At 38.7% G+C, this 21,578-nt stretch carries 27 protein-coding genes; 1 reads left to right on the plus strand and 26 read right to left on the minus strand.

Going from position 1 to position 21,578, the window contains the following annotated elements:
* The 7 genes from R2Q66_RS21855 to R2Q66_RS21885 all read right to left on the minus strand — a co-directional run.
* Positions 1 to 1,818, minus strand: a 1,818-nt coding sequence (locus tag R2Q66_RS21855; protein WP_316753238.1) for a multicopper oxidase domain-containing protein, incomplete at its 3' end; no start/stop codon positions are given.
* Positions 1,819 to 1,829: 11 nt separating this feature from the next.
* On the minus strand, positions 1,830 to 2,306 hold the full coding sequence (locus R2Q66_RS21860; protein ID WP_316753241.1) for a heme-binding domain-containing protein: 477 nt from the start codon (positions 2,304 to 2,306) through the stop codon (positions 1,830 to 1,832).
* Between the two features lie 5 nt (positions 2,307 to 2,311).
* Entirely contained in the window at positions 2,312 to 2,887 is a 576-nt protein-coding gene (locus R2Q66_RS21865) for a DUF3347 domain-containing protein (protein ID WP_316753243.1), read from the minus strand.
* A 63-nt stretch (positions 2,888 to 2,950) separates the two neighbouring features.
* Positions 2,951 to 3,430 carry a DUF3347 domain-containing protein gene (locus R2Q66_RS21870; protein ID WP_316753245.1) on the minus strand — a complete coding sequence of 160 codons (480 nt, stop codon included), beginning with the start codon at positions 3,428 to 3,430 and terminating at the stop codon, positions 2,951 to 2,953.
* Positions 3,431 to 3,510: 80 nt separating this feature from the next.
* Entirely contained in the window at positions 3,511 to 3,978 is a 468-nt protein-coding gene (locus R2Q66_RS21875) for an HYC_CC_PP family protein (protein ID WP_316753247.1), read from the minus strand.
* Between the two features lie 303 nt (positions 3,979 to 4,281).
* Positions 4,282 to 4,647, minus strand: coding sequence for a hypothetical protein (locus tag R2Q66_RS21880; protein ID WP_316753249.1), 366 nt, complete (start codon positions 4,645 to 4,647; stop codon positions 4,282 to 4,284).
* 30 nt (positions 4,648 to 4,677) lie between these two features.
* Complete coding sequence (locus tag R2Q66_RS21885; protein ID WP_316753251.1) at positions 4,678 to 5,292, minus strand: hypothetical protein; 615 nt, start codon at positions 5,290 to 5,292, stop codon at positions 4,678 to 4,680.
* A gap of 185 nt (positions 5,293 to 5,477) precedes the next feature.
* Here R2Q66_RS21885 and R2Q66_RS21890 point away from each other — a divergent pair, with 185 nt between their 5' ends.
* Positions 5,478 to 5,723 (plus strand): helix-turn-helix domain-containing protein, encoded by a 246-nt coding sequence (locus tag R2Q66_RS21890; protein ID WP_316753252.1) that lies wholly within the window; start codon positions 5,478 to 5,480, stop codon positions 5,721 to 5,723.
* An 87-nt stretch (positions 5,724 to 5,810) separates the two neighbouring features.
* Here the strand turns inward: R2Q66_RS21890 and R2Q66_RS21895 are convergent, their stop codons facing one another.
* From R2Q66_RS21895 to R2Q66_RS21985, 19 genes are all read right to left on the minus strand, one after another.
* Positions 5,811 to 6,179, minus strand: a complete 369-nt coding sequence (locus tag R2Q66_RS21895) for a hypothetical protein (protein WP_316753253.1) — start codon at positions 6,177 to 6,179, stop codon at positions 5,811 to 5,813.
* Positions 6,180 to 6,436: 257 nt separating this feature from the next.
* Positions 6,437 to 6,811: a hypothetical protein gene (locus R2Q66_RS21900; RefSeq protein ID WP_316753254.1), complete on the minus strand. Its 375-nt coding sequence runs from the start codon at positions 6,809 to 6,811 to the stop codon at positions 6,437 to 6,439.
* A gap of 43 nt (positions 6,812 to 6,854) precedes the next feature.
* Positions 6,855 to 7,883, minus strand: coding sequence for a DUF932 domain-containing protein (locus R2Q66_RS21905; RefSeq protein WP_316753256.1), 1,029 nt, complete (start codon positions 7,881 to 7,883; stop codon positions 6,855 to 6,857).
* Between the two features lie 3 nt (positions 7,884 to 7,886).
* A complete protein-coding gene (locus tag R2Q66_RS21910; protein WP_316753258.1) occupies positions 7,887 to 8,066 on the minus strand; it encodes a hypothetical protein in 180 nt (59 codons plus the stop codon).
* Positions 8,067 to 8,113: 47 nt separating this feature from the next.
* A complete protein-coding gene (locus tag R2Q66_RS21915) occupies positions 8,114 to 8,710 on the minus strand; it encodes a hypothetical protein (RefSeq protein WP_316753260.1) in 597 nt (198 codons plus the stop codon).
* Positions 8,711 to 9,304: 594 nt separating this feature from the next.
* Positions 9,305 to 9,478, minus strand: coding sequence for a histone H1 (locus tag R2Q66_RS21920; RefSeq protein WP_316753262.1), 174 nt, complete (start codon positions 9,476 to 9,478; stop codon positions 9,305 to 9,307).
* 61 nt (positions 9,479 to 9,539) lie between these two features.
* Positions 9,540 to 10,538 (minus strand): hypothetical protein, encoded by a 999-nt coding sequence (locus R2Q66_RS21925; protein WP_316753264.1) that lies wholly within the window; start codon positions 10,536 to 10,538, stop codon positions 9,540 to 9,542.
* Positions 10,539 to 10,565: 27 nt separating this feature from the next.
* Positions 10,566 to 11,618 carry a hypothetical protein gene (locus R2Q66_RS21930; RefSeq protein ID WP_316753266.1) on the minus strand — a complete coding sequence of 351 codons (1,053 nt, stop codon included), beginning with the start codon at positions 11,616 to 11,618 and terminating at the stop codon, positions 10,566 to 10,568.
* Between the two features lies 1 nt (position 11,619).
* The gene (gene traM, locus R2Q66_RS21935) at positions 11,620 to 12,684 is read right to left on the minus strand and encodes a conjugative transposon protein TraM (protein WP_316753268.1); all 1,065 of its coding nucleotides are present in this window, start codon (positions 12,682 to 12,684) and stop codon (positions 11,620 to 11,622) included.
* Positions 12,685 to 12,929: 245 nt separating this feature from the next.
* The gene (gene traK / locus R2Q66_RS21940; RefSeq protein WP_316753269.1) at positions 12,930 to 13,547 is read right to left on the minus strand and encodes a conjugative transposon protein TraK; all 618 of its coding nucleotides are present in this window, start codon (positions 13,545 to 13,547) and stop codon (positions 12,930 to 12,932) included.
* Between the two features lie 18 nt (positions 13,548 to 13,565).
* Positions 13,566 to 14,765, minus strand: a complete 1,200-nt coding sequence (traJ, locus tag R2Q66_RS21945; RefSeq protein WP_316753271.1) for a conjugative transposon protein TraJ — start codon at positions 14,763 to 14,765, stop codon at positions 13,566 to 13,568.
* Between the two features lie 10 nt (positions 14,766 to 14,775).
* Positions 14,776 to 15,411, minus strand: coding sequence for a TerB family tellurite resistance protein (locus R2Q66_RS21950; RefSeq protein ID WP_316753273.1), 636 nt, complete (start codon positions 15,409 to 15,411; stop codon positions 14,776 to 14,778).
* Positions 15,398 to 16,048 carry a hypothetical protein gene (locus R2Q66_RS21955; protein WP_316753275.1) on the minus strand — a complete coding sequence of 217 codons (651 nt, stop codon included), beginning with the start codon at positions 16,046 to 16,048 and terminating at the stop codon, positions 15,398 to 15,400. Before R2Q66_RS21955 ends, R2Q66_RS21950 begins: the two co-directional genes overlap by 14 nt.
* Positions 16,035 to 16,715: a conjugal transfer protein TraI gene (locus R2Q66_RS21960; RefSeq protein WP_316753277.1), complete on the minus strand. Its 681-nt coding sequence runs from the start codon at positions 16,713 to 16,715 to the stop codon at positions 16,035 to 16,037. Before R2Q66_RS21960 ends, R2Q66_RS21955 begins: the two co-directional genes overlap by 14 nt.
* Before the next feature lie 101 nt (positions 16,716 to 16,816).
* A complete protein-coding gene (locus R2Q66_RS21965) occupies positions 16,817 to 19,285 on the minus strand; it encodes a TraG family conjugative transposon ATPase (protein ID WP_316753279.1) in 2,469 nt (822 codons plus the stop codon).
* A gap of 2 nt (positions 19,286 to 19,287) precedes the next feature.
* Positions 19,288 to 19,563 (minus strand): DUF4133 domain-containing protein, encoded by a 276-nt coding sequence (locus R2Q66_RS21970; protein ID WP_410479445.1) that lies wholly within the window; start codon positions 19,561 to 19,563, stop codon positions 19,288 to 19,290.
* A 47-nt stretch (positions 19,564 to 19,610) separates the two neighbouring features.
* A complete protein-coding gene (locus R2Q66_RS21975) occupies positions 19,611 to 19,961 on the minus strand; it encodes a DUF4134 domain-containing protein (RefSeq protein ID WP_316753282.1) in 351 nt (116 codons plus the stop codon).
* A gap of 42 nt (positions 19,962 to 20,003) precedes the next feature.
* The gene (locus tag R2Q66_RS21980; RefSeq protein ID WP_316753284.1) at positions 20,004 to 20,516 is read right to left on the minus strand and encodes a hypothetical protein; all 513 of its coding nucleotides are present in this window, start codon (positions 20,514 to 20,516) and stop codon (positions 20,004 to 20,006) included.
* 135 nt (positions 20,517 to 20,651) lie between these two features.
* Positions 20,652 to 21,518: an RteC domain-containing protein gene (locus R2Q66_RS21985; protein WP_316753286.1), complete on the minus strand. Its 867-nt coding sequence runs from the start codon at positions 21,516 to 21,518 to the stop codon at positions 20,652 to 20,654.
* Positions 21,519 to 21,578: the final 60 nt, after the last annotated feature.

Consider the following 21,578-nt stretch of genomic DNA (forward strand, 5'->3'; position numbering starts at 1 on the left):
TGGGCCTTTAGGTAACGTTGTTTTCTTTGGGTCACGGAGCATATTATAGTTCAATGTAACTATATCAGGGCTATCAGCTCCCATGTTCATTCCTGCCATGCTTTTATCATTTGGCATCTGCATACCGGACATTGCATTTTTTTTGGTTTTTGCTTTCGGATTTTCTTCGCCCGTTACTTCCGGGTACATGACGGTATTCATATCCATAACCTGATTCTGCATTTTCATGCCTTCCATTTCCACCATGTTACCGTTCATATCCATCATATCATTCATCATCTTCATTCCAGCAAAGTACTTCAACTTTGGCAGCTTCTGAGCAGGGACTTTCTCTCCATTACCCAACCAAAGTGATGCAGAATTAGTACGGTCTTCAGGTGTAACTAAAAACTCATAACTTTTATTTTCCGGAATGGTTACCACCACATCATAAGTTTCAGATACAGCTATAATTAATCTGTCAACTTCTACTGGTTCTACATCGTTTCCATCGGTAGCAACGACGGTGATTTTACCTCCTGCGTAAGTCAACCAGAAATAATCAGATGCCCCGCCGTTAGCAATACGAAGTCTTACTTTATCACCTGCTTTAAATTGGGGCTGTTCATTCTGGTTTTTGCCATTTATCAGAAATCTATCATAGTAGACATCGCTAACATCCATGGCATTCATACGTTTCCACTCATTGGTCAATTTAGTTTTGAAATGACCCGATTTAATCGCCTCTATATAACTTTGGGTCGTCCCTTTTTTAATTGCAAACCAATCGTTGGCGTTTTTCAGGCTTCGGTGTACCTCTTCAGGCTTCATATCTGTCCATTCACTCAATACCACCGGAATAGTTGGGATATCCCATTCTTTCCTTTTGTTCATAATGAATGCGCCATACATCCCAATCTGTTCCTGCAGCTCACTATGACTATGATACCAATGTGTACCATGCTGAACGATGGGGAATTTATATATATAGGTAGAATGTGGCTTAATAGGCATTTGGGTTAGGAAAGGAACTCCATCCATCTGATTTGGCAAAAACAGGCCATGCCAGTGCAGAGATGTCTCCTCATTCAGTTTGTTATGTACATATATTAAAGCCGTATCACCTTGGGTAAACGTTAAAGTTGGCATTGGTATCTGTCCGTTAACAGCAATTGCCCTTTTTGTTTTCTTGCCATAGGTTACAGTTGTATCAGCAATGTAAAGATCATAGCGAACAGTACGAGGTGGGACATTACTTGCAATAGTTTTAATTGGCCCTAAATTTACCTTTGCCTTTTTAATGTTTTCTAATGTGGTACTGTTATCCCCCATGTCCATACCACCCATGTCTTCCTCTTTGTCATTCTTTTTGGGAGTATCTTTCATAGGCATTTCCATTTGGTCATGCTTAGGTGTAGTAGTCTTAATTTTTTCTGGCACCAGTTTCATTCCGCACTTAGGGCAATTACCGGGCTTAGAAGCGTGTATTTCGGGGTGCATCGGACAAGTATAAGATACCCCTTTTGATGGTTCGTTACTTCCTTGTTTTTTAATTGGCATCTTCATATCACCCATATCTGATGCCTTTGCAGGTTGTTTCTTCTTAGCTGGGGCAGACGCTTTTGGTTTAGCAGCTTTTGTTTTTTGAACCACGAGTTTCATACCACATTTCGGACAGTTTCCAGGCTTATTAGACTGTATTTCCGGATGCATGGGACAGGTATAGATAGTCTCCACCTGCTTATTGTCTTCTTTTTTTTGCATCTTCGTTCCTTTGTTATCCTGAGCAGAAGCTATAGAATAAAGAATCAATAAAAAGGCCGTTAATATGTTTTTCATGTCTTTGGTGATTAAGGGTTAGTTAAAGATCCTTTTTTTAAACTATCCTTTGAGTTTTGAACCCAATTGATAATTAGCGATTTCTCCGCTTCGCTCAAAATCGCATTTCTATGGATCAGGGTGTAAGAAGACAAGGGCATAGTGCCATCTTTTAAACTATTCTCTATGGAACGTAATTTACTCTGCTGTCTTCTTGGAGTGTAAGTGCCGAATTCATTAAAATTTAGTTCTTCTTTACCAGATTCTATGTGATAATTCATAAACCAATGCATGGGCTGTATATAAATATACCAGGGATAATCTGTATTGTTACTATGGCAGTCATAACAGGCCTTCTTCAAGATTCCCTGTACATCACCTGGCATGGCAACCATTTTGGAAATATCATTTGGCATACCCTGCCCACTTTTGTTGCGGGCAGGGTGTATAAACTGGATAATTATAAGGATTACTAATAACCCAAGAAGTATTTTCTTTATGCCGTTCATGGCTATTATTTCAATTCCTCTTTAACAGTACCGCAAGTTGGCATAGCCTGTCCCAAATAAGGATTGCTGATGTCTTTGGACTCACTAATCCAATTTGCACCTTTGTTCTCATTATACATCGGGCAATGGTCAACATATAGCTTCTGACTTGCACCAAATCCTTTAACCAGATCATAAATATCCTGACTTAGGGTTTCAAAATGTTCACGCTGATGCTTAATGTTGCCGACATTTGCGCCAATATGTTCCGCATGTTCCTTGGCATCGGTAGCTATATCATCATATAGCTTAGCTTTATCTGCGGTCAAAGAAGATTTATCAAAGTCTGCGAATGCAGTTTCCAACGCCTTACCAGACGATGCAGCATCTTTATCGTTATCTTTTGTAAGTGCATTCTTTAACTGTAAATAAGCACTAATAATGTTGTTGATTGGTGACTCCTGTTGCGATTTTGGAGTAGTGTCTACCCCGGCTGCTGTTATACTATCAGCACTGGAAGTAGTTTCGTTCTTCTTTGTTTCATTGCTACAGGCAGCTAAAAAAAGGATGGACGCAGCCAAACTAAATATGATATTTTTCATGATGTTTTTATTAAAATACAAGTAAAGCCCCAAACATGATGCTTGAGGCTAATTATAAAAAGATTACTTAATGGTTTCTACTACTTTGCCGCATGTCAGCATAGAGCTGCCGTAATAAGGATTTTTAATTGCTTTCTCACTGCTTAGCCAGTTGGCCTTTTTCATGGGGCAATATTGTTGGTAAATAGGTTCGGCAGATAACTTCGTAGATTTAGCGAGTGCAATCATTCCGTCAGAAAGACCTGCAAAATGTTCACGTTGACTTTTCAGCTCTTTGCTTTCCGCAATCATACCTGCATGTTCCAACAAAGAAACTTTCATTGCCTTACTGACAGTTTTGTCATCAGTACTATTTAATGACTTAACCAATTCTGCCGATTTTGAGGCAGCAAGATTAGCATTTCCTGCTACAAGTGCATCCTTGGTTTTATAGTAAAGATTTATCAGGTCGCTAGATTGAGTGTGACCCGAGTGGTCTTGTGCAAAACTATAGTGCACAAGGGACGTTGCTAAAATTGCAACTAAAAGAAATATTCTTTTCATGATGATTTGATTTCAATGGTTTATAGAAAATTATAGGCATAGAGGTTCATCCTCCATGCAAAAACTATGAAATCATTTAATCAAATTTGAAAACTTTGAATGCTTATCCTTATATCCCATGTGGGCGGATGATAGCTTCTTACGAAATATTTAGTATTGGGTTGATATACAGAGGATGCCAAAGCATTTAACTGATAATAAGTGGGAAGTAGAGCGAAAAAAGTAACTGGTTGTATACTGAATGTTATTTTAGAAGGAGATACTTTGTCTTCCTTTAGTAGTTTTGTGACTTCATCCTTACAGCATTCATCTTTATCTTTTTTTGTGGTATGATGATCCGTCAAATCGTGATGAGCATCCGCTGATTTAGAATGGTCATGATTAGCATGATCATGACCTGTATGTTTATGTGATTCTGTGGCATGTTGCTCCTGTTGAGGAGTACCATTCTGCATAGTGACAGCACAGGCAAAACCAACCACTGTGTTTAATAAAAACACAACCAGTAAAAACACTGCTTTTAATGGTACGGATAGTTTTCCTTTCATCAATATCAAAATTACGTGATATTTCTCCTCCTAGATTTATATTATTCTGTTATAATTTTATATAATTCTGGCAAGCATCATTAATTTGTAGAACAGTTCAATAAAGATATTGTTTAGAATATGTATAGTTTTATTTTGACCGTACTTTAAGCTTATTTAGATTACTTCCTCTGAAACCAAGTTCCTTTAACTATTTATAGCCCCGTAGTGCTATATTTAATAGAAATCTATATGACTATTTCCATCCCCAAAAATCTTAGACATGGTTCAATAGGTGGCACTTAAATTTGGAGATTATCCGATTTACTTTAATACCACTTTGATCAATAAATATTCGTCATTGCTGAGCCGTACGTAACCGTTCTCATAACAATAGGTACAAGTATGTCCTCTATAGTTTCCATTGCTATGGGTATGGTAATTAAAATTGAACCCTGATGCCATTAACTTAATAGCACTTACTTTTGTTTCTTTGTCTGGGTTAAGCATTTCCAGTATGTCACGGTTTCTTTTTAAGATCAGGTTTACCGATTTGATTATGATATTGTTTTCTGCTTTTATTCTATTATTGTAGTTACTTCTACACTGGTCATGACAGAACTTTTTATCAGTTCGCCCATATAGGGGGCGACTGCAATCTAAACATAAACGAGTTGTCGGTAAGGTCATAGCTTTAATTTACGAAACCTGACTAGCATTTTATTTAACAGAATAAGGTCTGATAAAGTTGATCAAATAGATTGCTTCGACCAGTTTTTCTAAGTATTCCATTACAAATATCATAGGGCAGCCATTATCTCCGTAGGTATCATCATAATCTTCGTTACTACAGGCGCAAAGAACTAAGTTATCCAACATAGTGTGCCAATCAGAAAGAGGCATGAAAGAAAACAAATCTTCGAAAAACACCCTCACATTGTTTATTTCAAGGTCGGTCAATTGTCGGAAGTAAATAGCAGGATAGCCAATTGATTCTTCATTATCAACGTGGTAACCAAACCAATAACTACCTTTTCTATAAAGGGGGTTTTCTTGTGAAACTTCCAAATCTTCCCCGCTACACTTCAAATAATATGCAATTTCCAACATCTTTATAATCTGCCGCTGGTTAATTATATGACTTTGCATATCCAGACTGGCCTTTTCGGAAGTGGTGTAAGCTGATTTTATCAAAGTAATAACCCCGAGTCTTAAATCTTCAATACAAAAATCTAGGGTACAAAGATCATAAATACAGCTAAATAGATTATTCATTTCATCTTCCTTTAGGTATCTAAAATGACGATTGGCAGGCGTTTTACATTCTATTAACATATAATATAATTTGGTTTTGAATTATTTTGACTAACACACGATTGCATTAAATTTCACTTTTTGAAGCTCAATAAATAACGCCAAACATTACAAATGTAATGCTAAACATTTCATTTACCAATAAATAAAGTGATTTAATTTATTGAGGGCTATATTTAAAATGTCCCAAAAAACAAAATGAATTAATGACCAGATTTGGCGAATTTCTAGCTCGTAGACACATCAACAAAAGTTCCTTATCTAAAAGAACTGGATTAACTACACAACGTATAAATGATCTTTGCAATAAAGCCAATTCTAGGCCGATGGCATTTGAAGTCTACTTGGTTGCAAAAGCTATTGGGGCAGATTTGAACGAAATTAATCTGTTTTTATTTGGTGATTTAGAGTTAAGAGAGGTAAATCAGGAAAAATCTACTGATTCAAAATAAGGCTGTAGAATAGCAAGTCTTGTTTTCGATGGCTTTATCCTTCTGAGCAGCGCAATAGTTTATACCAATGACATAAAATCCAATCACCTACCTCTTGCGCTGGTAATAATCTATGACCTTGTTTAAAAAGCTTTCGCCTTTACTTCTAAGTTCATTAATTTCTTTATGATGTTGTTCGATTTTCAGTTCAATTGCTTTATGATAGGCCGTATTCCCTCCCTTTGGATCACGCATTATCATATTCTCCAAAATGTTAGTGATCTGATAATTATTAAATTCCTTATTTGCATATTTCTCCTGAAATTCTTCTGGTGTGTACCAATTTCCGTTCGATTTGTTGTAGAGCCACACTTTATGCAATAGCGCTTCTTTAACAATTGGCATTAATCGTTTAAAATCTCCACGCTGTTGATCATAGTGGCTAAGTCTTCTGGCATCCTCCGTTTTCTGTCTCATTGTACCCCTCCATTCATTTAAATTTATAGTAACAAATTTATACTAATATTTTTAGCAAAAAGAAGCGTTTTATAAATTTATTTGAGCCTGGCTTTGTAAGTTCCATTCCGTACGGATTTAATAGAGATTATAGAATACTATTATCGTCAATTGCAGATCACTTATAAATCACTTAAAGCGCCGACGAAAAAAGCCCTCATTTCAACCTTCTTAAAGTTCAAATAAAGGGCTATTCTGGCTATGGGAGCAGATATTTCTTACGGTTGATAAAGTAAGTTAACCGCAGTTTTGAACTTCTCATTTTTGCTCTTACGGTCTGCATATTTGACGATACGATCATTCACAAAAAGACTATTGTGCATAAAAAACAATTGATCAGAAAAGACTCTACTGCTTTTTTTCATATTAAAAGTATGTCTTTTTAAGATATCTGCGGTATTCTCCGCTATTGAAAACCAATATTCAAAAGTAATAAGACCACAATCCCACTCCTTTATATATGCTTCTTTTCGTTCTTTAAGGTCTTCACAAACCTTGGTCAAATCCTCCAAAAAAAGAGGAATTTCGGCAGGGAAAAGATCGTATAGCAATCTTGCTTTTTCGGTATTTGTTAAATTTTGTAATGCTTTCATAACTTAGGCATTAAGGGGGATTACTCCCCCTGTGATTGGTCAGTTAATTAAGTGCGCTGTTACCCATTTTCGCAAAATCAGTACAAAGGTTAAAAGCGGATTGCGTCCGGTTCATTGCAGTACCGGACATAATTGATTTGAATTTTGCTTCTTCGTCTTTGAAATTCCGAACGTTCTGGTAATACCCCGTAATTGAATTAAACGCTCCGAATACAGTTCCTTTGGTTGTTTTCATTTGTTGGCTCTCACTGCTCATTGCATATTCATATACGTTTTCAATGATATTGTTAAAACTGGTCGATAGTTGTTCGTCCTCTCCTTTACGGAGTTTTTCCAACATCACCCGATTTGGAACCATTGCAAGCTGTATTAATCTTTTTAATTCAGGATCAGTAATGCGGACCTGTGACCATCTGTTATAAATTCCCTCCATTTCTACGGACAGCATATTGCTAATACCTAACATTTTATGCGCCAGTTTCAGTTTTTCGGTTGCACTCGCTGTGTGACGGATTTTAATACGGCCTGTATTGTTTTTCAAAGCTGCGTTTAAGGTATTATTACACACAATCCGTATAGGCGTGTATGCAATTGTAATACTACCCAGTCCGTCATGAGTAGAAGTTAAAAAAAGATATTGCTCGATCAGGTCGTCACGCCCCACCCGTATATAATCCGGTAGCTTGGCGGTAATAAAAATAATTTCACCTTTGCCCAATGCTCCGGCGGTTTCGTACTTAATACCGTCCCCGCCTACGATGTCATCAAAAAACGCGAACGCTTCGGTATTTTGTACCACCTCATAATCAGCCCCAATTTTACCGCCCAAAATATCTTCTGTGTCTGTCCGGAAAGTAAAGTAACTGTTATCAGATATAATGTTCAGACCACTTGGTAAAGGGTGAACATTAGAGCGCTTAGCTACTTCATAATCAAGCCCCGCATATTTTACGGCTTCGGCACTGGTTGGGTAGTGTTCAATTACCTGACCTAAATTGTGCCATGCTTTTTCTTTGACACTCATAAAACTGTACTGATCTGTTTTGCTGTTATAATTGATGTTATGTGCCATGATTTAGTTATTAAAAGGATTAAAAGATTCAATTTGTAGCACCTCAGCGTGCAAAAACCGCACGTTTTCTGTATTGCTGATTAGGAAAAACGCTTCCTTTTTCACCTCCTGAATGCTGTCAGACGGCTCTAAATCGCTGTCTACTTCTGTACAGATGGTTACATATAAAAAATACTTTTTCATAATGTCAAGTTTTAAACACCCCCGTAATACGGGGGTGTAGGTTTCTACTAGGCAGGAATAAAAATTTCGCCTTCTATTTCACCTAATTTTTCAGAACATAGGTTTAGCACCTGCGCAGCAACGGCACTAATGATAAAGGTGTTTTTGGTAGTAAATTCATTCCCCTTATCGTCTTCAATAGTTAACATGCAACGGCTGAAACGATTGGTTTCTGTTTCGTCCGCATCTTCATGCTGTTTGATCTCAAAGGATTCTAAATTTTCAATGGTTTCTAACAGCTTACCCCTTTGGTTGATTCTTCGGTTTAAGTCTAAAACCAGTTTTACCGTGCTGTCCAGATTTCGGGCGGGTTTGGTTTCCTGCAAATCTTCTTTAATCTCCATTTTTGTGGCCTCTGCAATAGGTTGATTAACTACATTTTCTACCGCTTTCACCTCTTCTTTTGGTGGCTCTGCGGTTATGACAACAGGAAGGGTTGGCATGATAACTGCATTTTCTTCTTTTTTTACCTCCTCAAATGTTTTACTAGGTGTAAGCGCAGTACTGTTTGAAGCTAGTGCCGGACGGATCGCTGTTTTTTCTGTTACTGCCTGATTGTTAACTGTTCCTTTAGTTGCGCTGATAGTTACTTTTGAAATTTTCATGATTTCTATTTTTAAATGATTAAATAATTTTTAATTGATAGTGGCCGGATACGGCATAAGGGACGATCTGCTTTGTGTGAGCGTCTAAGGGGCTGTGGGTGGGCTTCTGCCGTTGGTTGTTTTCATGGGACTATGGGTTAAAAAAATATCTGTCGGCAGGAGCCTCCTGCCTTTTTGATAATACCCTCACCTGAATCCAATCCCTTTTTCAAGGCCAAGACTTTGCGAAAAAAAATACTACCCGAGCGTAGCGAGGTGTGGAGATTTTTTTTCAGCAAACCCCAAGGGGGTCTGTCTTGACGGAAAAGGGATTGTTCATTAATTTGTATTCAAAAAGGTCGGGGGCAATTTTAATATGACCTTCTAAGGCAAGTATCACTTAGAAATAGTGCCGTGAAAGGTTAACAGAAATCAAGGACGGGAACAACAGTGGGGAAAAAAGAGCGGGAATTAAACATGAAAATATCGCAAAGCCAATAAACCGAGACGCTATCCAAGAAACACTATGCCTAAAGGGATTGGGTTCGCAGAAATGAGCTCAATAAAAAAGCCCGAATGTTTCCATTCAGGCTTAAAATTCAAGAGCAATCTTATTTAACTTTTCTTTTTGGCACTCACATCTTTTCTGATATCATGGGCCAAGGTTTTGGAGGCGAACAAAGCTTTACGCAATCGGGTTCCTGCTGTCTTGTTACCTTTTTGGTAAAAATCAATAGCATGCCTTTCTGCTAAAAGGATTAATAATTTTAATTCATGAAACTTCTTCATATTGATAGGATTAATGGTTAACAAAATATTTTTATTTTCAACGTTATCGTACTTTTGATGCCTAAACACCCAATGCTTGATTTTCAGCTAGGTTATTTTCTTTTGACCTATCCTTATTGGACATTTGATTCTCCAACGCTGGTGCCTTTAAAAACAGCTCCCGTTTTTCAGGCTTGCCATCAGGTCTAAAAAAATTGAGTTTACCGTAACGCACAGCAGTTTCCAGATTCACTTCTATGGTTTTCCCCTCCTTTACTACTGTTACTAACGGCCTCTCACCATTTCTCAAAGCAGCATCTATTTTCTCCAGCTCACCCGGCTTTTCTAATTCCTTGATTTTATAATCCTGAATTACTTTAGTTAAATCAAAGCCGTATGCGGGGTCACGAAAGCTCTTTAGCTTAAAATTAGGGCTATTTTCTTTCTTGCCGCTATCAATATCCAGATTAACCCAGGCTTTATAAACCTCGCCAGTATTGAAAGCGACCAGATCATCACGATATACAGAACGACCCTGAACCATATTGCCTGCTTGTGGAGCAGTGAAACCTTTCCCCTCTTCACAATAAAATGTTTGTTCCGTTGGTTTCGCATAAAAACTTCCACGGAAATCTTTTGATACGTAATTAACCGTACCGTTCTCCATGCTCGCTAAGGTTGTTTTGTTTGCAACATCCTTTCCTACAGCCAGCTCACAATTCTTATCTCTTTTTTTAAATTCTCCGATTGCATCAATTGGATGATCGAGCTTTTTCACATCATTTTTCCCTCCATCTTTTGGCGTGATGACAAAATAAGATTGCCCTTCTTCCAATGGCTTAATCTTATAATGTGCAGCTGTAAACCTAGTGAAGTAATAATTTTCGGAATGTTCAGGCCGTTTAAACGGATACGTTATATCAACATGTCCATTTGTAGCGGGTTTTGTTTCCCTGACTGTAAAATTAAGCAGCCCCAGCCTCATTTTATCTTCCATTTCTTTTATGGATTGCTCACTTGCACCAAGAGCCTGCATGTCCGCCTTTCTGTCTTCCAGATTGTTTAAATTAATTGTACCCATAGTCTTTTAATTTTTTTTAGAATTAGTTCAACGATTAATTTGAATGTGATTTTCCTGTTGTATGTCTTTCTGCTTAATGAATTTGAGTTCTTTAGCTGTTTCTTTTTTGGCCGGATGAATGATTTGTTTTAAAGAAGCCAGGTTAATTGGCTTGTTGTCTATATCAAAAAAAGCTACGGTTCTGGCTGAAGGATTTGCAGCAACGGCATACCTCCCATTTTCATTTATTTGAAATTCAACTTTATTTCCTGCTTCCAATCCACGCTGGACAGCTTCTCTGGCGATACTGTAAAAATCAAGTTGGATAGCATTTTCAAGCAGTGTTTTTTTAAGATCAAACGTATGTGAAGGTGAAAAACTGAGCAGTTCATGAGTCGGTTCCAGATGTTTTCCTACATAAGTTAGTTCAAGCCATCTATGACTAATGGTGCCATCGGCATTTTCGTGACCTTTATAAACTGGCCTGCCTTCCAGGATATTGACAGCCTCATTTAGATTAACATTTTTGTGTGCTGAAAAGAATGCAGATTTCTTTTCACCCTCTATATCAATCATGGAAGCTGTATAACCATTAAATCTATAAGAACCTTCACTGACCTTTTCAAGGTGAACTTTAACCTCCAATTTACTATCACCAGCAAGATTACTCAACGATTTCAAGTCAATCTTTCGACGTTCAAAGTCCAGTTCCCGACCTAAGTTTCCCGAAAAATGATGAAGTCCTGCCGATTTGAGCTGTCCCTGAAGTTTTTCAAGACACTCCTTTTTCTGTTCCTTAAATAAGAAGAGCTGCGCAGGTTTTTCTAGAAATAAGTTATTCAATCTATGAAAGAACCTGATCACCGGATTCGGATAAAGCTGTTTTTGAAGCTTAGCTGTTACATTTTTAATGGCAAAAACATAGAGTTTTTCTTTTTCCCTGGGATCAATTGAAAGCCGGTTCAAACCCTTGGTCAAGTAGCTATATTTGAACTGTAAGGTGGCCTTATCTTCCTTTGACCCAGTGAGTTCCTGTATCTGCGATGCTCTATGCTCCCAATTTTCCCAAAGTTGTTTTGCTCTATTGACCTGACCGTCCATACTAACGAGGTTTTAATTGATTGTTTCGCAACAGAACGATCTGCCCCGCTTCCAGTTTAACTTTTACCCTTCGTAATTTTTTACTCATGAGATTTTTTGCCGCATCAATTCCAGCGCCTGCAACTTGGGTCGCCAGAGACTGATCAAAGCCAATTAAACCAACATCCCGAACAGCCTGATCGGTTCCACTATTGAGCGCATCTGTCAGCATCGCTTCAGGTGCGTTAATACCAATCATACCATCCAAACTATAGACAGATAAGTTTACAGGAATTATAGAAGTACCTAAACGGATTTGCTTAATATCAAGCAACAGGCGCTGATTGACGATTTTGCAGGAACCAAACAGTTCATGCCCTTTTGGAATTATCACCCCGTTAATGCGAATACTATCCTTCAAAATAAGTTTTATTGTCGCACCTTGAATGGCCTTTTTGTTATTCGCTATTGTTGCGGGAATGGCTTTGAAAACACTATCAGGACTAATACTTTGCTGTTCCTTGTACTTTTGCTGTACCCGTTCGGGATGCTGAATGTCAAGGATGTTCTGCATTAAGCCATTGAGTTGTTTCATCTCTGGGTCTTCAGTTTTATTATTCTCCTGCATGGTTTTCATCAAAGCTTCCAATCTGTCTACATCACTTTTCAGTGCCGAGGGTTGGGGGTTTTGAGACAAGGGATTTTGACGATTACCACCTGTTTCAACAGGTTTGTTGATTTCTCTGTTTAAGGCTTCCAGTTTAGCGTCAATCTCTTTTGTCTGCGTTTGCTCAACATTAGAATTAAAGCCTAGATGCTTAGCTACACTTTCAAGGCCATTTGGTTTCGAGTTCATGGAATCCTTGTCGGCCTGGTCATAGAAGGCCATTTTATCCTTTGGCTGATTTTTATTAAAAGTTGCGTCAGGCAGGCTGGTATTGATGCCTTTTTTTAGCGCTTGTTGCTCCTCCCCGATTGTCCCCTCTCCACCGCCCAGTAACTTAAAGGCCAATGCAAGTAAAGGCAGGATTAATAGCGGAAGCAGTAACAGTACTTTTCGCTTGTCTATGCGTTTTTTCGTTTCCATATTGTATAATTTTGGTGAATATTTTGTTGTTAAAAACTGCTGGTTATGAGGTAGAGGCAGTAAGAGCCGATTATCGTACAGAACAGGACTAAGGCGAAGATTAAAGTCTTACCTCTAAGAAACTGGGTTTTTGTATTTAAAAAATCTGCCAATTTCCGTTGTCTCTTGATAACCCAAAGGCTGAGCTTACTGCTCAATGTGCCTTCTGTCTGAGGCCGCTTATTTTTTATAAAGAATTTCATAGGCTAGGGCTTAGAGGGTAAGTCCTTATTTTCCAGTATTTCCCAGCCACGGATCAGAAAACCATGTGGGTTATCGTCCGTCTTTTCTTTAAGCTCATCAACAACTCCTTGCGTGATTAGCCTACGGTAAACTGTAGAGCTTGACCTGACTAATTTCTCTGTAGCAAAGCATGTGAACAGATATGGATATTGGTTAATGTTGAGCCGAATGCTATCCACTTCTATATCTTTTGAGATATTCGCTGAGATTAGGTTATTGATGTAGCCTGATTCCTTTAAATTATCAAACTGCTTTTTCGCAGATTCATCAGCTAAATACAAAGCCTTGGTAATGGTTCTTCGGATCGCTTTATCATCAGGACTCAGGTTAAAGAAATACTGGTGAAAAGTCTTGATGTGATCCCTTAATTCAACAGGAAGGTTACTTTTTTTATCTGAAGCTATTGCTTCAAGAACTTTCCCGTTATAAAGCAGATATATGCGATTGCTCGCCCTTTCAGTGATTCTGCTATTGTTATAGATCACAAAGCAAATAGTGATTGTATTAGCTAAAATCAGGAAGAGACTGAAAGTCTTAATGTGCTTAAAAGCTGTATCTATATTTTTAAGTTGTGAAAACATAAAATTGGAATTAAAAGTTTATTTGCCTGAGAGTTTATCCTTGAAGTAGTCCTGCCCCGATGCCTCTGCCATTCCTTGTGATAAATTGCGTCTTGCATTGTCAAAACTGTCGACAATCATTCCTGCACCTGCCTGGGCACCCTGGTAACCTTTTTTTGCCATGTCCTTTGCTGAATTTGCAGTATTGGTGCTGATGGAATTAACTTTACTCAGTATGGAATTACCTCCACCAGCATGTATGATCATGTTGGCAACATTTGGCACACAGAAATAGCCGACTATTCCGATGATCATAAAAATGAGATAAGCGGTATCAGTCGCACTAAAGAAGGTATCCCCGTTCTGCTCAATCTCACTTATGTCCAGCTTAATCATATTCTGCTGAATTTTCCCGAGAATTGCCCCAAAGATATTTGCAATTGGAAGCCACAGATAAATGTTAATATAGCGGGCAACCCAAACGGATAAGGTATGTTGCAGGCCATCAAAAACAGACAGGCCTAACACGATAGGGCCAAGTATTGCCAGAACAATTAAAAAGAAAGTCCGTAAAGTATTGATGCAAAGGGCCGCTGCATAATAAACAACCTGCAATACTTCAGACATAAATTGTTTGATACTGTGACGCATCTTATAATCCTGCTTATCCAACCAGAACCTCATGTTGTTCCCGATGGCTTCAACCCAGTTTTCGTTGTTTCCTTCTTTGTCATCGGGGTGTGTCAGTTTGTACCATTCTTTTCTATCTCCTAATCCATCATCCCCTACCAGATATTTCCATTTATCTGTTTTCTTCAATTGTATTTCTTTCTGTTTTAAAAGTGCCTTGATCGCCTTATCGCCATCCTTAACCATTGAAGTTGTTCCAATAACAGTTGGTTTTAACACCCCATTCATGGTAGCGATGAGTGCCGGAAAAAGCAAAATGGCAAGACCAATGGCAAAGGGGCGCAATAAGGGGTAAAAATCTACGGGTTCCGCCCTGGCAATGTTACCCCAAACACGGGTTGCGATAAACCAGAGGGCACCGAACCCCGCCATGCCCCTCGCTACCGAAATAAGACTGGAGCAAAGCGGTATCATCTCGTTATACACTTTATCCAACACGAGGTTCAATCCTCCTATCTCCTCACCTATACTCTGGGCCATAGTCAAAAAGGGAAATAGCAAAAGGCTGGTTGCAGTAAAGACTGCAACCGAAATTTGATTCGTTTTCATAGTTTTGGGGTTAAGGAAATAAGCCTAATGTTTGCCCGAGGTCTTCTTTTTCCTTTTCCCGCTGTAAGGATAAGACCAGCGCATGACTGTTGAAACTTCTTAGAAACATCAACTTGTCCTCGGTATCTTCAAATATTTTATCAATGGCCAGTAAACGCTCCTGGTCACTCATCCGAAGTTTGGATGAGGTAATGATCAGCACGAGCTGATCAAGGTTATCAATGCTCTGATCAAATAGCTGTTTATAGACCCTGCCCAGATAGTCTATTTCTAAAACGTTGAAGTTATTGGTTGCCTTAAAGCGATTAAAGGCGGATTTATATTCTGAAACTATCCTTTTCTGATAGACAATTATATCAGCCACTTTTCTGTACTTCTTAACTTCAGGACTGACTATCATTAAACCATCGAGGAAAACATCATGCAGAGAAAAATTGCCCTGAGAGATATTTTTAATGGCATTGTAACCACCTGAAACAATGGTATACCCTTTCTTCATGTCCTGCAGGATGTTCTTTAATTGGCTCAGTTTTTCAACGTTTAGTAATAATTGCTGGACTTCAGTAGACTGGGCGCAGATTCTGCTTCCTGTAAACGCCATCATTAGGATCAACAGAACTGATATTTTGATTTTAATTGATTTCATAATTCCTTCTTAATTGATTGATAAATTGTTCTTCTTTCTCGGCCTGATTGATCATTACCATAACCTGCCCAATAAAATCCATCGTAAATGCGTATTTATCAACCATAGATTCATAGATACTGTCCAGTCTTCGCATTCTTTCTTCATCGCTCATTTCCACCTTTCCGGAAGTAATAACCAGGAGTAACTCTTCTAAGTCTTTTCCGCACTCATTAATTACCTTTTCATGAACACTGAGTACATATAGCTGATTAGAGGTCGTCAGATAAGGACTATATTTTACCGTACCAAAGACTTTTCCGATCCTGATCTGATATTCGAGAATCTCAGCTACTTTAATGTGCTTACGGATCACAGGACTGACGGTTTTCAGGGAAGTAATGAAAGCTGAGTGTAGACTAAACTCCCCCCCCGTAATGTCTTTTATGGTTTGCAATCCGCTATTTGCGATGTCATACCCTTTTTTTGCATAGCCGATATAAACCTGTAAAGCGGCTATCTGTTGAAGCAGGTACTTTTTCTGCGTTTTCTTTTGTTTAAAAAATTCCGCAAAAGTTTGCGCCTGACTGATCTGTACTGTCAAGGCTGATAAAAGACATGTCAGTACTATGATTTTGATTAATCTATTCGATGCCATATATCTCTTTTAATTTTGCTGTTTCGTCAAGAGAAACCGCTCTTTGAATACTCGTTGATATGTTTTGATAATTGAACTTTTTGAGGATCGTATAGTTAGCTTCCATCTGATCAGCTGCCTTGTTGATGATTTCCAATCTTTCGGCATCGCTCATTTGCGTCTTGAAAGAAGCTAAGACCAACAGGATCTGGTCAAGATTTTTAATACTTTCTTCAAGGATTCCACCATATACCTTCTCCATGTAGTCGAGTTCCTCAACAGTAAAATGCTTGTCTTGCTGAAAGAGGTTCCAAGCCCATTTATATTCATCGACTATCGCAACCTGTTTTGCCGTTAAATCCTTAATCCGCTTGTAATAAGTAATGGCAGATTTTATTTTCCATAGCTCCTGGTAGTATTCGGTATAAAGATTTTTCTGTTTTTCAGTCCAGTCAGCGATTTCCGTTAGCTTTAGTTTGGATAATTGGTTTTCTAAGACCTTTTGGGCATTTTGTAGCCAGATCGTTTGATTTTGGAGACGCTGTATCTTTAAATCCACAGCTTTAATAACTTTTTTAACTCCCGCCTTGATTACTTCCACCACTGCGATCTGGGCATTCGCCCCTTTCGGAAGTGCGACAAATAACGTCATGGTACTGACTGGCAGGATGACCATGTACTTTTTCATATACTTTAATATTTTCATTGGGTTTATAATTAGTTTTATGGCTTATGAAACTCTTTATCAGTTTCATTGATTATTTGAGATTTACAGGGGACATTCAGGTTTTACAGTCGCTTTCCAGCTCTGATCTCCTCCGCAAGTACAGCTATACCTTTTTGGGTACTTCCGTATTTTTGGGCATACGCTTGCACCTGTATTTTTTCCCGTTCTTCTGTGCTGTACGCGAGGTATTCTTCGAGTGAAACTTCTGTTCGATAGACTTTTGAATGCCCGTTTCCCAATGAGATGAATACCTCTTTGTATTTCCTGTTCGGATCATTTGCTTTATTGAGTGAAAGCACCTGCGCTTTTTCCTTCTCCGTCAACCCCAGAAGCTCCTGAATGATGTCAAACTTGTTCTCGTATTTGCTCTGGTCCAGCAGGATCTTACAATCACTGTTATTGATGATGGCATTTTTCACGATTGGTGAACTGATGATATCCTCTATCTCCTGGGTCACAACAATAGGTTCCCCATAAAATTTGCGCATGGTTTTAAATAAATAACGGATATATTCGGCTGTTCCTGGCTTTGCGATTGCCTTCCAGCACTCTTCAATCAGCATTATTTTACGGATACCTTTGAGCTTGCGCATTTTTGAAATCACGAGTTGCATGATCACCATCACGGTGACGGGAAATAGGATAGGATGATCCTTCAAATTGTCCAGTTCAAAGATGATCATGCGCTCGTGGAGCATATCCAGATTCTCAGTCGCATTCAATAAATAGTCAAATTCTCCTCCCCGGTAATAAGGGTTAAGAACGAACAGAAAATTTCCGATATCGAAGTCTTTCTCCTTTACCTTTCCGTTTTCCAATACCTGCATGTACTCTTCCATCAGAAACTCATAGAAGGTATTGAAGCAGGGAAATATGTCTGGATTTTTTTCTAAATGTGCCAGGTATAACGTAAGTGCGTTGGAAATGGCAATATATTCTGATCTGGTATATGGTTCATCGTCTTTTTTCCAAAGTGCCAGTAATAATGTCTTGATGCTTTCTCGCATTTCAGTATCCATTACGTCACCTTCAGACAAATAAAAAGGGTTGAATTTGATAGGGTCTTCTTGTGTGTAAGTAAAGTAGTACCCCTCAACAAGCTCACATAAGCCCCGATAGCTATGTCCAATGTCCATCACTACGATATGAGAACCTTGTTCGTAATAGCTTCTCAGCATGTGATTTAATAAAAAGCTCTTCCCAGACCCGCTTCCCCCGAGGCAAAATTTCGACCTGTTATTGATCCATCCCAAATCATAAGGTTCATTACTGATGTCTACGTGAACAGGTTTCCCCGTAAGGCGATCACCGAAACGAATACCATAAGTACTTAAACTTGACGTGTAATTGGTTTCTAAGTTAAAAAGGCAACTGGCTTGTTCCAGGAAGGTATCAAAGCTATCATTCATCGGAAAGTCGCTCTGGTTACCCGGTAATCCGGCAAACCATATTTGTGCCTGACCATCGGTTTCTTGTTTCGCTGTAGCATCCATTTGCGACATTGCCGAACTGATGAGGTTTTTTAAATCTTTAACCTTAGTTTGATCCTCTGACCATGCCACCACATTAAAATGCGCTTTTACAGGTAATTTTCCTGAAGCAATGGCTTCATTGATAAAATCGTTCACCGCATCCCTGTTAATTGCGTTTTCTCTTGAATAAGAAGATAAAGAATGGAGGCGTAGCTTTTTTGCTTCCAGCCGTTTGATGGTCTTTTGCGCATCATCAAGAAAGATGTACTGGTTGAAAATGTGGTTACAATTCACTAATAACCCTAAAGGACTGGCAAACCCGATGCTGAACTTTGTACGATCAGTACTGTATTTGTCATAGTTTATTCTGCTACCACACAAAGAAGGCAGGTCTTCGGTATCGGAAAGTGTATATAATTCTACATGTTTATCTCCAACACGGATTTCATCTTTAATGTGAATATCTCGTATCACAGACATTTCATCCTTACCTAAGAGAAAACAATAGCGTTCGATGATTCCAGGCTTATTTGCATTTCCAGCGAGATCATCATCAGTGAGTCTTTGCAAAGCACAAAAACCGCTATCGGTCATGATGCGCTCAAATTGTCCCGTTGCGTTGGTAAATTCTTTAAACAGCTTCGGATCAATGGTCTGGGTTGGCACAATTGTTTTCCGGCATATATTGCTGTACACAGAAGATGAAAGCTTTCTGCCAGCAGGTTTTTTGGTTAGATAAATGAAACACTCATGTTGCAGGTAAGGACGTTCATTAAAGAACTGCTCACTTGACCTGGACAGGAAACCTTGATTATTTTTTTCAAAATCAGCTTTATACTTGCTTTCAAGGAACCAATCCTGTTTATGAAACACACTATGCTGAGGAAGTAGCTTGATTGCCCTGACCCAGGATTGATGGTAGGTTTCATAATCCCTTTCTGAAAGCGTGAAAATTTCAGGAAGCGTTGCTTTATAGACAATGGTAATATCTCCCGCCATTGAAAGTATACAATCATGCTCAACCTTATAGATTGGAAAAATATTTAATGCTTCTACCATGATTAATGTTGCTTTAGTTGAGTAAAAAGCCGCCTGGAGCGGAACTTCAAATGGTCGGGTAAGTTGCGTTTAGCAAGGAATTTCATCAGGCCATGTTCACCGTATTTGTGGCTTAAGCGAAAGACCAGGATAAATAGAACCGACCCTAAAGCAAGAATCAGGGGCATTAATAGGAATAAGCTCATCCCAGCAACATATCCTGCTGCAAAGCCGAGTAAGAGTAAGACAAGCCCAATAGCTAAATAAGCGATGTACTGGGCTTTAAGACCTTTAAACATGATAGGTTTGCATACTCCTTTGTTGATTTGATAGACACTCGCCATGATCAGACCCCGAAAAAAGATTTAAGAATTGTAGCGACCACGACCAGGAAAATACAGGAGCCAAACCATGCTGAAGCCACCTTGCTGGTATCAGGTTCCCCCGCGTTCCATTTATTAAATACCTTAATGGCTCCTATGATCCCCATAACAGCACCAATGGCATACATCAATGTGCATCCTGTGTCGAAATACCCTGCAACCTTATCGGCGGCAGCCTGAATACCTGCCTCGCCATCGGCTGATTGCGCGAATGCAGGGAGAATGGACAGGATATTATACAGGCATAGTGTAAATACCATCAGCAGGCATTTGGCTAGAGTTTGTTTTTTATGTGTTACGAATTGATTCTGCATAGATTTAATATTTTGATAATGAAAAATTGAAGTGTAATCAGATCAGTACCATAGGGTATCCAATTCTTCCCTGGTGATGTGGAAAGACGCATTTGAGATAATAAAATCGTTGATTTGGTCAAGGTTGGGATGGGAAGCTATCTTCGGATAACTTTCCCTGACTGATTGCATAAGATTTACGAAATCATATTTGTTTCCGTCCTCTTTAACAAGAATGCCAAAGATGGTTTTGATCTCTTCCAATACATCAGCTACAAGGCCAAGCTGTTGGGGTTTAGCATCTGCAAAGCCTATTTCCTCTGCACTTATAACCGAAACCCCTTCGGGCATTTTCGATTTGCCCATCAGATAATCCTCAGCTTCCTGTTCAAACTGATCAACCTGCTGATCCCAGTGGTGTGGAAGCGGTTCTATTGCTTTACTCTGAGTGGGCTTTCCATTTAAAAAGGATTTTAACTCTTTGCGGTAAAAAAGAAGAATGACTAAACAATACCAGACGAGTGTGAGTACTGCGGCGGCTACAAGAAACTGTGCCCAGGTGAATTGTGCTAACATAAAATTTGCTTTAGCCCCAGTGCTTTATTGCACCGGGTTCAAAAGCAAATTTTGTCTGACTGGCAATTTTTAATTGACAACCAGTTGGGTAGTGGCTATAAATAAACTTTAAATTATCCGCCCATTAAAGGGTTTTTATGCGTGTTTTTTATTGTCATCAGGATGATAAGCATCGTCATCATCAATCTTTTTGTTAATAGACTTTATCATGTTGTCCAAATATTGAGTTCGGCTTAACCTTTTGCGTTGTTTTATTTCAGCGAACCTCCGGTAAGGTCTTCCCATGCTAACATTAAATACTTTTTCAAACTTTCTGACCAACTCCCCTATTCCAATTTTACCCTGATTAATCTGCCCGGTATAATAAACGCCGTAAGCGACTTCGAGCAAATTTATGCTCTCGCCAGTCCAGTTTGTTTCAATGTCATTTTCGGCAAAAGGGTGAAAATCTAAACCAGTTACAGCGTTTTCAAGGTATCGGGCAATTTGTTCAGTTGCCATGATACGGGCAAACATATAATCTCCTGCGGTGGAAAATCTTTCATCCTGGTCAACACGAATTTTACACAACCATCTTGGTGGATCTGCAACGCCTCTAAGAAATAGTTTACTATCTAAATAATCTGCCTCTGACCGATAATAGGCGTAAACTTGCCGATTGCTATCGAAAAATCTTTTAATAGTTTTCAGTTCGTTCTCGTAATAACCTTTTAAATGGGAAAGGCTCCCCTCCGGTTTGTCAATTTCAATACGTTCTATATTGCTATAGAAGATCAAAAGGCTACTAAATTTTGGTTTTGTCTCTTTAAAAAAACAAATCTCTTCCTCTTTAGAAGCGAATGAATAGTTAAGGACTCGTTCTTTGAGCTGGATTAAATAGTTTGAAGTAGTTTCAACCCTGGCTTTTCTCTGGCCTGTAATGCTCTGATCAGAAGAATTATCAATCGCATCAAGTTCCAGACGCTCTTCTTTAAAGAGCAATTCTGCTAAATCTTTAATCATAATAATTGCTTTCAGTGTAAATTGAAATCAAAATGTGATAAATAGATTTCACCGAAAAGT

Source organism: Pedobacter gandavensis (assembly GCF_032677645.1).
Taxonomy (GTDB): domain Bacteria; phylum Bacteroidota; class Bacteroidia; order Sphingobacteriales; family Sphingobacteriaceae; genus Pedobacter; species Pedobacter gandavensis_A.